This is a genomic window from Tropicimonas sp. IMCC34043 (genome assembly GCF_003390845.1).
GTDB lineage: Bacteria > Pseudomonadota > Alphaproteobacteria > Rhodobacterales > Rhodobacteraceae > Tropicimonas.
Map to the genome: position 1 here is coordinate 1 of NZ_QMEK01000001.1, position 15,974 is coordinate 15,974.

Here is a 15,974-nt window from a genome sequence, read left to right on the forward strand (position 1 = left end):
ATCAGGACGGGGATGTGGTCGATGTCGCGCAGACGGTTCAGAAGGGGCGCGCGGCCCATGTCGGTCATCGGATCGATATCCTTGCTTGGAGCTGAGCCAGCGTCGCCGCGGCATCCTGATACCTGGCGTAGCTGGCGTTCAGGCGGTCCGATCTCGGGCCGGGGTCATAGACCCTGAGCGGCCCCGCGGTCTGCGCCAGCGCATCGTCCCAGTCCTCATAAAGGCCCGCCGCCAGACCGGCGCAGATCGCCACGCCGAGGGCGCCCGCCTCCAGCGTCTGCGGCACCTCGACCCGGCGGCCCAGCACGTCGGACATGAGCTGTGCGAAATAGGCGTTGCGGCTGCTGCCGCCTGTCAGCCGGACCGACGGGATGGCATGGTTTGGGTCGAGCGTGTCGACGTGGTGGCGATGGTTGAAGGCAATGCCCTCGCCCACCGCGCGCAGCATGTGGCCGCGCCCGTGCCAGCCCCGCAGCCCGAGGAAGGCGCCCGGCACATCCACCCGGTGCGGAGAGCCGAAAAGATAGGGCAGATAGATGATCTCGGACGGGTCCTGCGCGATGGCATCGAGCTCTTTTTGCAGCATGGCAAAGGGGTCGTCCGTCGCCAGGGCATCGCGCGCGGCCTGATGCAGGAACCAGTCCAGATTGGCGCTGGAGGCGGGCGAGATCGACATGCAGTTCCACTGCCCCGGCATCAGCCCGTTGCGGGTCAACCAGCCGGGCGAGGTTTCGGGGCGCTCGCGCAGGGCCTCGTTGATCGAATAGGTGCCCGAGACCACGGCCAGCTTGCCCGGTCCCGCGATGCCCGACCCCACGGCGCAGGCCGTGACGTCGTGCAGTCCCGCGGCGACGGGAAGGCCCTGTGGCAGGCCGGTCGCCTGTGCGGCCTCGGCGGTGACACGACCGGCGATCTGACCGGGCAGGAACACTTGCGGCAGCGCGTGACGGATCGCGCCCAGGCCGAACAGCTCCAGTGCCGCGTCGCTGTAGGTCTGGGTCTGCACGTCGGTGAAGGACAGGCTTGCCTCGGTAAAATCGGTGCCGACAATGCCGGTCAGGCAGAACCGCAGCCAGTCCTTGCACGACAGGATCGCCCCGATGCGCGCGAACCCTGCGGGATCGGCGTCGCGCATATAGGCCAGCAGGGCTGCTGGAAACGCGGGAAATGGCTGTTGCCCGCAAAGTGCCTGCGCCCGCGCCGAGGTGCCGTCGGCATCCCAGCCGGCGACGACATCCTGTGCGCGGCTGTCGAGCGAGGTTGCGGCCAGACCCAGCGGCACGCCGTCCCGGTCGAGCAGATAGACCCCGTCACCATGTCCCGCGACCGCGATGGCGGCGGGCCGAACGGCGTGCCCCTCGGCCGCCGCCGCCGCGGCAAGCGCGTCGCGGATCGACCGCGCCGCGGCGTTCCAGTGCGCGGTCATATCGCGTTCGACCCGGCGCGGCGCGTCCTTGATCTGCGGCACCGCGCAGTGGCCCGAGGCCACAACGGACCCGTCCCGCCGGAACACCACCGACTTGGTCACGGTCAATCCGCTGTCGAGGCCGATCAGATAGTCCGTCATGTCTCGATCCTTGCATGTCGCAGCCTGTCTTGCAGGCTGGCAAGATAGATCGCCACCAGCATCACCGCGCCGACATCGCCGGCAATCCGGCCGGTCCGTTTGCGCGCGGCGGTTTTCGCGGCGTTGCGGCGGCCGTTGCGCATCGCCGACACGCGGTCAGAAAGCCCCATGAATTCGACCACACGGTTCGAGGTCGGTGGGAACGACAGGGGCGGATCTGGCACAATCAGTGCCTCGCGCCGTTGCAGGAGTTCTTGCTTGCGGTTGATGCTCAAAAACGCGGCGATCTTGTCCAGCAGAGCCTCTCGCCGCCCGGCGGCTTCGTTGTCGATGGCGACAAAGGTCCGTGCGGCCCCGGGCAGCCAGGCGTCCGAGGTCACGACAGGTGTCCCGGTTTCTGCCATTTGACCACGATGCCGCGCCTCTCTGCTCCAGGGAACAGGCATCATGCCATCCACCCCACGAGCCACCTGCGTCAGAAGCGCGTTCAGGTGTTCGCGGACATCGTTCGCGCTGATAATGCGAAAGAAGGTCACGTCTCCCGTCCCGGTTTCGATCCGCGCCGCCGTCTGCGGCTGACCCATCTCAACACCGTTCAGGTAGTTGTCGTTCGGCGCCCAACGGCTCGCCGCGCCTTCACAGGTCTTCGCCATCGCGAACTTGCAGAGCGCCATCGTCAGCGCGGTCCAAGTCGTGTCCACTCGCATGTTGTCCTCCGCCTTGCGAGGTCCAAGGGATCATTGCACGCAACGGAAAATGTATCAATATTTCTGTTACAGGAGTTTCAATAAAGGGATGGTGCTCTCTGATACTTGAGTAAATGACCATATTACACTGCAGAAGAACGATAATTATGTCAGTCAATGTTATCAATAATTGTGGTGAATTATGAGGGCAGCTTCATGGTCGCATCCGCCGTCCGGACCGGAAGACCGTTCAGGCGCCACAGCGGTCGCGCCATGGCGGTTCGACTGGCTCGCACCCTGCCAGTGGGGCGGTGCCCACATGCCGAAGACTCCGCAGCCATAATTTTTCGGCGATTGCATGTTTGACAAACCCAAACGGAAAACCGTCGGCTGATGTATCGTCTTTCATCACAACCGCGAACTCTGTTGCCACACGTACCGGCACACTGACCTTCCGCGACCTCGACCTTTGGGTCTGTGCCGACGACGTCACGCTGGACGTCACGCGGCCCGGCAAGCCGACGGACCACGGGTTCATCGAGGCATTCGAGTTTCACGTCAGGCTCGCGCAATTCGAGTCGCAAAATAGTCGCAACTAGTTCCAGCTGGGGCTTTTTCGCTTTGTGGTCGGGGTGGACGTGGGTAAAACAACCAAGACGTGCAAATATTCCTGGCATTCGGTGCAAAAATATGCGGCTGTTGAATTCCATTGGCGAGCAGGCTGAATGTTTCCGGTTTGAGAACAAGGCCTTGGATCTATTTCTGAGGCGCGCGTGCGGGGGCGTATTGGTTTGCGCCATTGCGCTTTTGCTGTTCGCCGGGCCGGTGATGGCTGCAGGTCCGACAAGCAGTTCGACGGTCGGCGAGGCGATTACGAACCCTGTTACCGGCGACCCCACAACGGTTACCGCCTTGCTGGTCGATCCGGTCGGGACGCCGACGGCGGGGGATACAGCCTTCGTGCAGACCGACGACGGCTATACCTTTCTGGTGAAGTCGGTTGGCGAGGACTTCTACAACAGCGATGACCCGCCGGTGCAATTTTCCGTTGTCAGCATCAGCGGCAATACCGCCACAGTCACCAGCCCGGAGGCGGACGGCAATACCGATTTCCCGGTCGGGCAGCTGACGACCGATTTCGACGCCGACTTCGAGAGCTCCGGCACCCCAGGTACCCTGACGCCGCCGGTCGATGTCACCGGGCCGAACGGGGTAAATCAGGTCGTATACGGGCAGAATGGCAGTAACGGCCGGGATGGCGCGTTGTTCGTGCCGCCCTCCTCGGGGGGAGACGGCGCCAATGGACCGGTTCAGACCCAGACGCTGAGCACCGATGTCAGCGCAAGCTCGAACATCGGCTGGGAAATCGGCAGCGTCGGCGGCAACGGTGGCGTTGGCGGGGATTCGTATCTGAGCTTCTGGAGCGGGAGCGATGGCGGCAACGGCGGGGCCGGCGGCCAGGTGACGGCGACGCAGGCCGCCACCAGCACGATCACGACCACCGGCGACGACAATTACGGCATTTTTGCCTACAGCCGCAGCGGCGAGGCCGGCAATGGCGGCAGCGGCTATGCCGCGCCGGGTGGCGGGACAGGCGGCCATTCGTCGGATGGCGGCAGTGTCACCGTGAACCAGTTCGGAGAGATCTCGACCGCCGGCACGAATGCGCACGGAATCTATGCGCTGAGCGTCAGCAACAATGGCGGCAACGGCGGCAACCAGTGGGGACTTGTCGGGACGGCCGGTAGCGGCGGATACGGCGGCAGCGGCGGGGCCGTCGATGTGAGCACCGATGCGGGTGCAATCATCCTGACGTCCGGAGAGTTCGCCAATGGCATCCTCGCCCAGTCGATCGGCGGCACCGGCGGCTCGGCGGGCAACAGCGGCAACCTTCTGGTGTCCCTGATCGGGGCCGCCGACAATGGCGGCAACGGCGGGACCGTGACCGTTTCCAACGGCGGCAGGATCCAGACCACAGGAAACCTGTCACGAGGGATCATGGCGCAGTCGATTGGCGGCGCTGGCGGCGGTGGCGGCACGGCCGGCGGTCTGGTGTCGCTGGCGCTCGGCGGGGTCGGGACGAATGGTGGCTCCGGGGCTGCGGTGAGCGTGACGAATACCGGAACCGGGCAGATCGCGACGACCGGGCTTCTTTCGGACGGCATTTTGGCGCAGTCGATTGGCGGCAGTGGCGGTCAGGGTGCCAATGCCTTCGGTCTGGTTGCGGTGGGCGGAAACGGCACCAAGGCGGGCTCGGGCTCGACCGTCACTGTCACCAACCTTGGAACAATCTCGACCGAGGGCAACGGGGCGCGCGGTATCGTTGCGCAATCGATTGGCGGCGGCGGCGGCGATGGCGGTTCGTCCGGCGGGATGGTTGCGGTCGGCGGCAGCGGTGCGGGTGGCGGCAGCGGCGGCACGGTCAATGTCACCAATGACGGCAAGATCACGACCACCGGGGCGGATGGAATAGGCATTCTCGCGCAGTCGATCGGCGGCGGCGGCGGCAACGGCGGATCGTCCGGCGCGGTCGGCGCCTTTGTCGGGGTCGCGGTTGGCGGGACCGGCGGCACCGGCGGCGCTGGCGGAGATGCCAACGTGACCCTGTCCGATACCGACGCAAGCCAACCCTCGCGGGTTCTTACATCGGGCGACCGTGCAACGGGCGTCTTCGTTCAGTCGGTTGGCGGCGGCGGCGGCAACGGTGGCGGCGCCGTCAGCGTGGCACTTGGGGCCTTTGGCGCGGCATCCGTGTCGGTCGGCGGCGATGCCGGCGACGGCGGTGCAGGTGGAACCGTTACCCTGTCCGGCAGTGGCGATGCTACGGTCCAGACCGGTGGCGACGACGCCGCAGGCGTCATGCTGCAATCGGTCGGCGGCGGCGGCGGCAACGGTGGCTACTCGGTCGCGGTCGCAGCCTCGGCCGGGCCTGTCTCGGGGTCGTTGGCCGTTGGCGTCGGCGGCAGCGGCGGGTCGGGCGGCGCAGGCGGAGAGGTCGTTGTCGGCACGGTGGACGGCGGAGGCAACCTGACCGCTCCCGGCTTTTCGGGCAGCATCCTGACCTCCGGCGCACGTTCGACCGGGCTGTTGTTCCAGTCGGTTGGCGGCGGCGGCGGCAATGGCGGCCTGGCGGTGGCTGCCTCGGGCGGCGGGTCGTTGTTCTTCTCGGGAAGTGTCTCGGTCGGAGTCGGGGGATCGGGCGGGACCGGTGGCCTCGGTGGAACGGTTCTGGCCTATACCGACAGCGACGTGGTCACGACCGGCGACAGTTCGACGGCGATGCTGGTCCAGTCGATCGGCGGCGGTGGCGGCAACGGCGGGGGCAGCATTGCCGCCGGCGTCGACGGCAGCGGCGGCGGCGCGGCCGGGATCAGTGTCGGGGTTGGCGGCAGCGGCACGACCGGGGGCGCGGGCGGCGACGTGACTCTGATCGCGGGTGGAAGCGTGATCCGAACCAGCGGACAGTTCTCGAACGGCGTTTCGGTCCAGTCGATCGGCGGCGGTGGCGGCAACGGTGGCTACAGCGTGGCCGTGTCCGGTACGGGCGCGGGCATCGGGGCGGGATCGGTCAATGTCGGTGTCGGCGGATCAGCGGCAAACGGCGGTGACGGCGGGGCGGTCAATGCCCGCATCGATGCCGCTGTCAGAACGACGGGCGTCGGATCGGGTGCCATTCTGGTCCAGTCGGTCGGCGGCGGTGGGGGCAACGGCGGATTTTCTGTCGCGGCCGGCGCGGCCGGCGGTGGCGCCGGAGCCGGGACAGTGACCGTTGGTCTGGGCGGTTCGGGAGGCGCCGGGGGCGCAGGCGGAACCGTTGTTGCCACGGTGAACGGCGATGTCGCGACCAAGGGCGACCGCGCAGCGGGCGTTGTTGCGCAGTCAATCGGCGGTGGCGGCGGCAACGGTGGATTTTCGGTTTCGGGCGCCGTCTCGGGCGCCGGAACCGGAAGCGGCGCGGTTTCGGTCGGGCTTGGCGGGGCGGGCAACAGTGGCGGCGCAGGCGCTGACGTGACGGCGACGGTCACCGGCGACGTGACCACCGAGGGGAGCGATTCGACCGGGATCCTGGCGGAATCGGTCGGCGGTGGCGGCGGCAACGGCGGCTTCAGCGTGGCCGGGACGATCAGCGGCTCGGGCATCGGCAGCGGTGCCGTCAGTGTCAGCCTTGGCGGCGGCAGCGGCACGGGTGCCGATGCCGGTACGGTCACGCTGACCAGCGACGGTACGGTCTGGACCCAGGGCGACCGGTCCTCGGGCTTTGTCGCGCAGTCCATCGGTGGCGGTGGCGGCAATGGCGGATTCTCGGTCTCGGGGGCTGTTTCCGGGTCTGGCGAGGGGTCTGGCACTGTGGCGGTCGGGCTAGGCGGCAGCGGCGCTGGCGGCGGCACTGCCGGGGATGTCATTGCAACCTCGAATGGCCAGATCCTGACCGAGGGCTATGCGTCCTCGGGGTTTGTGGCACAGTCGATTGGCGGCGGCGGTGGCAATGGCGGCTTCAACGTCAGCGCCTCGGTCGCAGGTGCGGGCACGGCCGCGGGGTCGGTCGCGGTCGGGCTTGGCGGCACCGGCGGCGGTGGCGGCAATGGCGCGACGGTGACGGCCGACACCACGGCCAATATCGAGACCCGGGGCGATGCCTCGGTCGGCGTGCTGGCCCAATCCATCGGCGGCGGCGGCGGCAACGGAGGTTTCAACGTCTCGCCCGCGCTCTCGGGCGCAGGCACCGGATCGGGCGCGGTCTCGGTCGGGCTTGGCGGCAGCGGCACGGGGGGCGGCAACGGCGGAACGGTCGGGCTGACGATTGCCAATGACGTGCTGACGCGCGGCGCGCAATCGGCGGCCGTGATCGCGCAATCGGTCGGCGGCGGTGGCGGCAACGGCGGCTTCAATGTTGCAGTTGGCGGCACAGGTGCCGGCACCGGATCGGGCGCCATCGGCGTCGGTCTTGGCGGCCGTGCGGGCACCGGCGGCACCGGCGGCGCGGTGAGCAGCAGCGTGACCGGCAATCTGACGACGCTGGGCGAGACCTCCAGCGCGCTTCTGGTGCAATCGCTCGGCGGCGGTGGCGGCAACGGCGGGATGAATGTCTCGGCCGCGATTGCGGTCGCAGGCACCGGCGCGGGTGGCGCATCCGTCGGGATTGGCGGCGCGGGTGGCAATGGCGGCGATGCCGGCACTGCGACCTCGGTCCTCAGCGGCGACGTGACGACATTTGGCAAGGATTCGGGCGGCGTCATCGTGCAGTCGCTTGGCGGCGGCGGCGGCAATGGCGGGTTGAATGTCTCGGCCATCATCACTGCGGCGAGCAGTGGCTCGGGCGGTGCATCTGTCGGCATTGGCGGCAGCGGCGGCGACGGCGGTAACGCGGGCGCGGCCGACAGCACCATCACAGGCGATGTCGTGACGCTTGGCGACAATGCGGGCGGCGTTCTTGTCCAGTCGGCTGGTGGCGGTGGCGGCAACGGCGGGGTCAACGTCTCGGCCGCGGTCAACCTCAGCAGCACGGCCGGCGGCGCGGCGGCAATCGGTGTCGGCGGGTTCGGCGGCGGTGGCGGCGACGGCGACATGGCGACAAGCCAGATGACCGGCGATATCGTGACCACCGGCGACAATGCCGGCGGCATGATCGTGCAATCGCTCGGCGGCGGTGGCGGCAACGGCGGGCTCAACGTCTCGGCCGCCGTCAGCCTGACGGGCGAGTCGAGCGGTGCGGTCGGGATCGGTGTCGGCGGTTTTGGCGGCGATGGTGGCAATGCGGCGGCTGCGACCGGCACGCTTGCCGGTGACGTCACGACGTCTGGCGACAATTCGGCCGGCGTTCTGGTGCAATCGCTTGGTGGCGGCGGCGGCAATGGCGGGCTGAATGTCAGCGCGGCTGTCAGCATCGCAGGCTCGGGGTCGGGTGCGGCGGCAATCGGCGTCGGCGGCTTTGGCGGCAGCGGCGGTCTGGCGGGCAATGTCACCGGCACGTACAGCGGCACGGTCGTGACCTCGGGCGACCGCGCGGCCGGTGTCGTGGCGCAGAGCCTTGGCGGCGGTGGCGGCAATGGCGGCGTCAACGTCTCGGCGGGTCTTTCGGTTGCCCCGAGCTATTCGGGTTCGGTCGGGATCGGTGTCGGCGGCTTCGGCGGCGCCGGCGGCGCGGCGGGATCTGTCACGCATAATGTTGCGGGCAGCGTGGAAACCGCAGGCGACGATTCGATCGGCGTGCTCAGCCAGAGCCTTGGCGGCGGTGGCGGCAATGGCGGCACCAATGTCGCGGGCGCGGTCTCGATCTCCCGCTCGACCAGCGGTGCGGTCGGGATCGGCGTCGGTGGCTTTGGCGGTGTTGGTGCGGATGCGGGCGGCCTGACCACGTCGGACTTCACGGGCAACGTGCGGACCCTTGGCGACCGCAGCCTGGGCGTCGTCACGCAAAGCCTTGGCGGCGGTGGCGGCAACGGCGGTACCAATGTCGCGGGGGCGATCAACCTGACCCAGTCGAATGGCGGATCGGCGGGTCTGGGCGTTGGCGGATTTGGCGGTGGCGGCGGCAATGGCGGTGCTGTCACCGGCACGGTGCAAACCGCGGCGGCAAGCGATAGTATCGAGACCCGTGGCGATGACAGCACGGGCGTTCTGGCACAATCGGTTGGCGGCGGCGGCGGTGCGGGCGGCGTGAACGTCAGCGGCGCGATCAGCCTGAGCGGAAAGTCGGGCGCCGCGGTGGCGCTTGGCGTTGGCGGCTTTGGCGGATCGGGCGGCGATGGCGACACGGTCACGCTCGACGTTGCCGGCACTGTCAGCACCTATGGCGACCGCTCCGATGGCATCCTCGCGCAGTCGCTTGGCGGCGGCGGTGGCGCCGGCGGCACCAATGTTTCGGGCACGCTCGCCCTGACCAAGCCCTCGGGGTCGGACACGATCTTCTCGATCTCGGCCGGTGTTGGCGGCTTTGGCGGCGGTGGCGGCGATGCCGGTGCGGTCGATCTTTCCTATTCGGGGGCCCTGACTGCCCTGCCGCGCACCGTGAATGGCGACGGGTCTGTCACCTTGAACGAGACCGAGGGCGCAAACGGTCTGGTCGCCCAGTCGATTGGCGGCGGCGGCGGCGATGGCGGCGTCAATGTCAGCGCGGGCGTTGCAATCAGCAGCAAACCTGGCGCGGGCCAGAGCGATACGAGCAAATCCTATGCGGTGCTGGTGGGCGTCGGCGGTTTCGGCGGCACCGGCGGCAACGCGGCGGCGGTCAATGTCGACGTGGCCACGGGCAGCACGATCCGCGCCCATGGCACCGGCAAGTCGGGCATCCTGGCGCAGTCGGTCGGCGGTGGCGGCGGCAATGGCGGGCTGAATGTGTCCGGCGGCATCGTCTCGGACACCTCGCTGATCGTGGGCGTGGGCGGCCTTGGCGGCAATGCCGGCATCGGCGAGGACGTGACCGTCACGTCGCGCGCCGATATCGCCGTCACCACCGACCCTGCCGATTTCGAGGTGCCGAGCGACGAGAGCTTCGAGGCGAAGCTGCGCGAGGTGCTGGGCGACACGGTGGTCGATGCGGCGAAAGATCTTGTCGACTCGAAGGGGTTGAAGAACCTGTTCGTCGATCTCGGCCTGTTCAAGGGCGACGAGGTGACCGAAACCGAAGGCTCCGCCGGCCTGCTGGCGCAGTCTATCGGCGGCGGCGGCGGCAATGGCGGGATGAATGTCTCGGGTGGGATCGCGCTCAGCAAGGACGGCAAGATACCGTCCATCACCTTCGGCATCGGTGGCTTTGGCGGGTCGGGCAACGTCTCGGGCGACGTCAGCGCGGACCAGGGCGGCACCATCGCGGTCGAGGGCAACTGGAAGCACGGCATCCTTGCCCAGTCTGTCGCGGGCGGCGGCGGCAACGGCGGCATGAACGTCAGCGGCCAGCTCAACTGGGGCAGTTCCGAGGGCACAGACGGCGCCACCGACCTCAGCATCGTTGCGGGCCTTGGCGGCCATGGCGGTACGGGCGCGGATGCGGGCGGTGTCGCGGTGGTCTCGACCGGCAACATCAGCACCGAGGGCTATCATTCACGCGGCATTTTTGCCCAATCGGTCGGCGGCGGCGGCGGTACCGGTGGCATGAACGTGACGGCGGTTGCCACCAAGGACAGCTCGCCCGTGGCCATCGGCATTGGCGGCTTTGGCGCCGCGGGCGGCGATGCGGGCGACGTGGCCGTGACCCGTGGCACCAGACTGGCCTCGGCCGGAACCATCGTGACCGACGGCATCGGCGCCCATGGCATCGAGGCCAGCAGCATCGGCGGCGGCGGCGGCGACGCCGGTATCAATGCGGTGCTCGGCTTCAGCAAGACCACCGGATCGGGCAGCGACAGCGGCTCGGCCGGGGATCGCAAGACGCCCACCAACACCGGCGTCGATGACAGCGTGATCGCGAATTTCAACACGGTACTGGACGAACTCGAAGGCAAGTTCAGCACGACCAACACCGATGGCAGCAAGTCGGTCAATTCGGCGCTGATCGCCATCGGCGGATCGGCGGGCGACGCCGGTATCGGCGGCGACGTGACCGTGACGCATTTCGGTGACATCGCGACGGCCGAGGACAGCAGCAACGGCGTCTTTGCGCAATCTCTCGGCGGTGGCGGCGGCAACGCGGTCTTCAACCTCGGTCTGATCTTCGAGGCCGGGGATGCCGCACAGAACAAGGGCGTCGGCCTTGCCATTGGCGGCGGAACCGGGGACGGCGGCTCCTCCGGCACGGTGACGGTCGAAAACACCGGCAACATTGCCACGGAAGGCGACGATTCCCACGGCATCTTCGCCCAGTCGGTCGGCGGCGGTGGCGGCAACGCCGGCTATACCTCGCTGAACCAGTCGGGAGACGGCGGCAATGTCGGCATCACCATCGGACGCACCGGCGGCACCGGCGGCGCGGGCGGCAATGTCTCTGCCAGCAGCAATGGTCAGGTGAGCACCGAGGGCGACCGGTCGCATGGTCTGTTCGCACAGTCGATCGGCAATGGCGGCGGCAATTCGAGCGCGACCTCGGTATCGCTCGCCACGGCCAAGACCGACGATGACAAGGGCAACAGTTTCAGCCTTAGCGTCGGTCTGGAAGGCGGCGAAGGCGGGGCTGCAGGCAATGTGTCGGCCGATGCCGCAGGGCTGCTTTACACCATCGGCGACGAATCCCACGGGATCTTTGCGCAGTCGGTCGGCGGCGGCGGCGGCAACGGCGGCGGCGCGGGCGGCTCGGCCGGGGCCGCGACCTCGTTCTCGCTCAACATCGGCGGCGATGGCGGCGCGGGCGGCATTTCGGGCAGGGTCGGTGTGGCCAGCACGGCGCGGATCGCGACCGAGGGCGCGCGCTCTGACGGCATCCTGGCGCAATCCATCGGTGGCGCTGGCGGTACGGGCGGTATCGTCAAGGGCGGCACCAGCGTCATCGCCATCCTGAAGAACACCATAAAGGGCTCGGCCATCGGCACCACCACCTCGGTCAACATTGGCGGCACGGGCGGCGACGGCATGACCTCGGGCGATGTCACGGTGACAAGCGGCGGTGTGGTGACGACGAAGGGTGACAATGCCCAAGGGATCTTTGCGCAATCTGTCGGCGGCGGCGGCGGCAAGGGCGGTCTGGTCGAGACCGACATCGTCAACCTGCGCTCGACCATCGCGACAACCGTGACGATCTCGGTCGGCGGCGATGGCGGCACCGGGGCCGTGTCGGGCGATGTCAGCGTGACCAACAGCAGCGATATCGGCACGCAGGGGGTCCGGTCGGCGGGCGTCTATGCCCAGGCCGTCGGTGGCGGCGGCGGCGATGCGCAGCACGTGCGCAACCTGGTCATCGGGCCCGATGCCGACAACAGCTCGCGCAACGCGTTGCTGATCGGCGGTTCGGGCGGCAGCGGCGGTGCGGCGGGCGCGGTCAGCGTCACCAACACCAGCACTGCGCGCATCGTCACCGATGGCGACGAAAGCCATGGCATCTTTGCCCAGTCGATCGGCGGCGGTGGCGGCAACGGCAGCGACGTGCTGTCCGTCTCGATCAGCCGGCTGGGCAGCACGGCCACAATGGCGCAGGGGCTGCAACTGGCGATTGGCGGATCCGGCGGCACCGGCGGCACCGGCGGCGCGATTGACGTGATCAACGACGGGCTGATCGTCACCAGCGGCGACAAGGCCCACGGCATCCTGGCGCAATCGATCGGCGGCGGCGGCGGCAATGGCGGTTATTCGATCACCGGCACCGCGACGCTGCAGAAGGGGACCGGATCCGATCCGACCATGGCGCTGAATATCGGTGGATCGGGCGGCAATGGCACCGAGGCAGGCGATGTCACCGTTACCAACACCGGCGAGATCGACGTCCTCGGCGACGGGTCCTATGGCGTGCTGGCGCAGTCGGTTGGCGGCGGCGGCGGCAACGGCGGTCTGGCGGTGTCGCTGTCACTGAACGATCTGGCCGAGCAGGCGACGAACCAGACATTCTCGAAGATCGCGATTGGCGGATCTGGCGGTACCGGTGCCGATGCCGGCGACGTGACGGTCAACCATAGCGGCCCGATCACTGTTCTGAGTGAAAATGGCTATGGCATCTTTGCCCAGTCGATCGGCGGTGGCGGCGGCACGGCCGGGCTGTCGTTCTCGACCCCGGCGGCGACGGTCGGCGATTTCACTGTCTCGACCGGGCTCGGTGCGCGGGATGGCGCCAAGGGGACGGCCGGAAATGTGGTGGTCAACAGCACGGGCGATATCATCGTGATCGGCGCCGGCAGCCAGGCGATCTTCAGCCAGGCGGTCAATGGCGGCGGCGGCACGGTCGATACCTTCATCGACTTCACCAAGACGGCCGAAACCGAGGCCAGCGCTTCGGTGACAAGCGAGATCGTGCTTGGCGGCGACGATGTGGACGGCAGCGCCAGCGCCGAGGTCCAACAGACCCACACCGGGGACATCGCGACCACGGAAGACCGTTCGACGGCGATGGTGCTGCAGAGCATCGGCGGCGGCGGTGGCACCGCCTCGACGACGCTGCAATCCGGCATCAGCGGCGACGTGACGTTGAACGCCATGCTGGGATCCAAGAATACCGACGACGCCACCGGCGGTACGGTCACGGCAACTCGCACCGGCTCGATCCTGACGATTGGCGATCTGTCGGAAGGCGCGTTGGTTCAGTCCATCGGTGGCGGCGGTGGCCGTCTGGTCGTCGCTGCGGGCAGTGATGACGGAACGTCGGGCGAACGGGTTGCCACCGTCCTCATGGGGTCCGATCCCTCGTTCCGAAACGATGGTGGCGACATTGCCGTGACCCTTGTTGGTTCGGTCGCGACCATCGGTGACAACTCCAGCGCCCAGATCATCCAGTCGATTGGCGCAGGCGGTGGCGAAACCTATCTGACCGGGCTCGACAGCGCCGAGATCGTGATGGGCGCGACCGACGATTCGACCGGCGATGGCGGTGCGGTCACGGTGGTGAACACCGGCGACACCAGCACCGAGGGTTACCTTTCCTATGGCTTCGTGTTGCACAGCATCGGTGGCGGCGGCGGCCTTGTCGGAACGGACCTGAGCGCGGATGCGGTCGATGTGCAGCTTTCGACCGCAAATGGCGGCGACGGGGGCACGATAGAGTTCACCAACGACGGCTATGTCGTGACGAGGGGCCGCGATGCCGTGGCCGTTCTGGCGCAGAGCCTTGGCGGTGGCGGCGGATCGGTCGACGGCATCTTCCGTGGCAGTTCCGGCGGTGCCGGCAGCGGCGGGGCGGTCACGCTCGACCTGAACGGCAATGTCATGGCTCTGGGCGAGGGCGGGATTGCGGTCATGGCGCAATCCGCGGGTCGCGATGGCGCAGGGCCGATCGACGTCTCGCTCGATGGGCTGATCGTCGGCGGCAGCGGCGGAACCTATCTGGCGGACCCGGTCGAGCAAGGCGTGGCCGGGCTGACCTCGGGCACCGCAGCCATCGTCATCGATGGCGGCACGGACAATACGCTCAAGCTTGAATCGGGCAGCTTCCTGATGGCGCTGAACAACCGCATCCTCAGCGGCGGTTCGGGCAACGAGACGGTCCGCCTGTCAGGCGGCGCGGTCGGCAACATCGATCTCGGTGGCGGCACCAACAACGTGACCGTGACCGAGGACGGTGCCTTCTATGCGCAGGATCAGGTCGATCTGGGCACCTCGGGGCTGTTGACCATCGACGGCGATCTCTACCTTGGCGGCACGGCCTATCTGACCAGCGGAACGCTTGGTGCGCAGACCAGTGCCTCGGACATCCGCGTCACGCAGGATGTCATCCAGACCACGGCCGTTACCGGATCTCTCGGCTTCGGCAGCACGGCGACCTATACGGCCGACGTGTCTTTTGGCGGCGGTGACAGCGACCTGATCAATGTTTCGGGCGATGCGACGATTGCGGGCACGCTTGTTCCTGTCCTGCATGAGCTTGGAAACGACAAGCCGATCACGCTGATCAAGGCCGGCGGCGCGGTTTTCGACGCCGGCACGACGCTCGTCGATACCCCGGTCCTGAGCTATTCGCTCTCGCTCGATTATGCACAGGGCACCATCGACCTCGATGTCGACGCAGATTTCGAGATGCCGGGCATGAACCGCAACCAGACCAACACGGCAGCGCAGATCAACCGCGTGCTGAGCGGCCAGGGTTCGTCCGACATGGCGCCGATGTTCGCGCTGATCGCCAACATGGAGGACGAAGACGATGTCGTCGATGCCGTCGATCAGCTGATATCCGAGGACTATGCGGCGACACTGGCCGATGCGCTTTATGCCAGCCGCCGGTTCGCGGACACGATCTATCGCTGCGACTTCTACAACCTCGCGAAGGCCAACGACGACCCGCGCACCTGCTATTGGGCGATGGCAAGCGACAGCACCCTTACCCGCGATGCGTCCTACGAATACCGCCGGTATCACAGCGACGGGTCTGCCTTTACGGCGGGCGCCCGGATCCCGGTCGGGGACGACCTCTATCTGGGTCTGACGGCGGGCTTCGAGAACTTCTCGGTGTCCAATGGCGACAACTTCGCGGCCGACGGAACGCGGACTGAACTCGGCGTGTCCCTGCAGCGGTTTGCCGGACCGTTGGAGCTCTACGGGATGCTCAATGGCAGCACCGCGCAATACAACTCCAACCGCTTCATCGACATCTCGGGGACCCTGCCGGGGGGCGATGTGGTGACCGGCGGCACGGCGCAGGCCAAGCAGCGGGTGAGCGTTGCGAACCTGCGGTTCGGGGCGGGCTATCGCTATCAGGTGCCGGGCAACAGCTTCTATCTTCGACCGGGACTCGACCTCGATGCCACCTATCTGCAGTCGAACAATGTTGCAGAAAGCGGCACGGACTATGGTCTGGTGCTTGACGAAACCGGCCAATGGGTGCTGTCGGCGACGCCGTCTGTCGAGATCGGCTCGGACATGAAGGTGAACGCCACGGACCGGTTGCGGGGCTTCCTGCGCGGTGCCGTCGCGTTCTCGGATGTCGACGATGTCTATATCGACGCAACCTTCGCAGGCGCCAGCTCTTCGGACGGGTATTTCCGCAACTACAGCGGCATCAGCGATCAGACGCGAAGCCTTTCGGCGGGCCTCGTGCTCTATTCGAGCGACAACAGCGCCTACATGAGCGTTGCGTATCAGGGCATCTGGGACGATCAACTGAGCGGGCAAACCGCGACCGTGAATTTCGGCTTCCGGTTCTGAGGCAAGAGGAA

Annotated in this window: 3 protein-coding genes; 1 reads left to right on the forward strand and 2 read right to left on the reverse strand. The window is 67.6% G+C overall.

Going from position 1 to position 15,974, the window contains the following annotated elements:
* Positions 1–64: 64 nt before the first annotated feature.
* Together DQG17_RS00005 and DQG17_RS00010 are read right to left on the reverse strand one after the other, a co-directional pair.
* A complete protein-coding gene (locus DQG17_RS00005) occupies positions 65–1,567 on the reverse strand; it encodes an FGGY-family carbohydrate kinase (RefSeq protein WP_116130719.1) in 1,503 nt (500 codons plus the stop codon).
* Positions 1,564–2,274 carry a hypothetical protein gene (locus DQG17_RS00010; RefSeq protein ID WP_157973461.1) on the reverse strand — a complete coding sequence of 237 codons (711 nt, stop codon included), beginning with the start codon at positions 2,272–2,274 and terminating at the stop codon, positions 1,564–1,566. Before DQG17_RS00010 ends, DQG17_RS00005 begins: the two co-directional genes overlap by 4 nt.
* Positions 2,275–3,081: 807 nt before the next feature.
* Here DQG17_RS00010 and DQG17_RS00020 point away from each other — a divergent pair.
* A complete protein-coding gene (locus tag DQG17_RS00020) occupies positions 3,082–15,963 on the forward strand; it encodes an autotransporter outer membrane beta-barrel domain-containing protein (RefSeq protein ID WP_157973462.1) in 12,882 nt (4,293 codons plus the stop codon).
* The last annotated feature ends 11 nt before the right edge of the window (positions 15,964–15,974 follow it).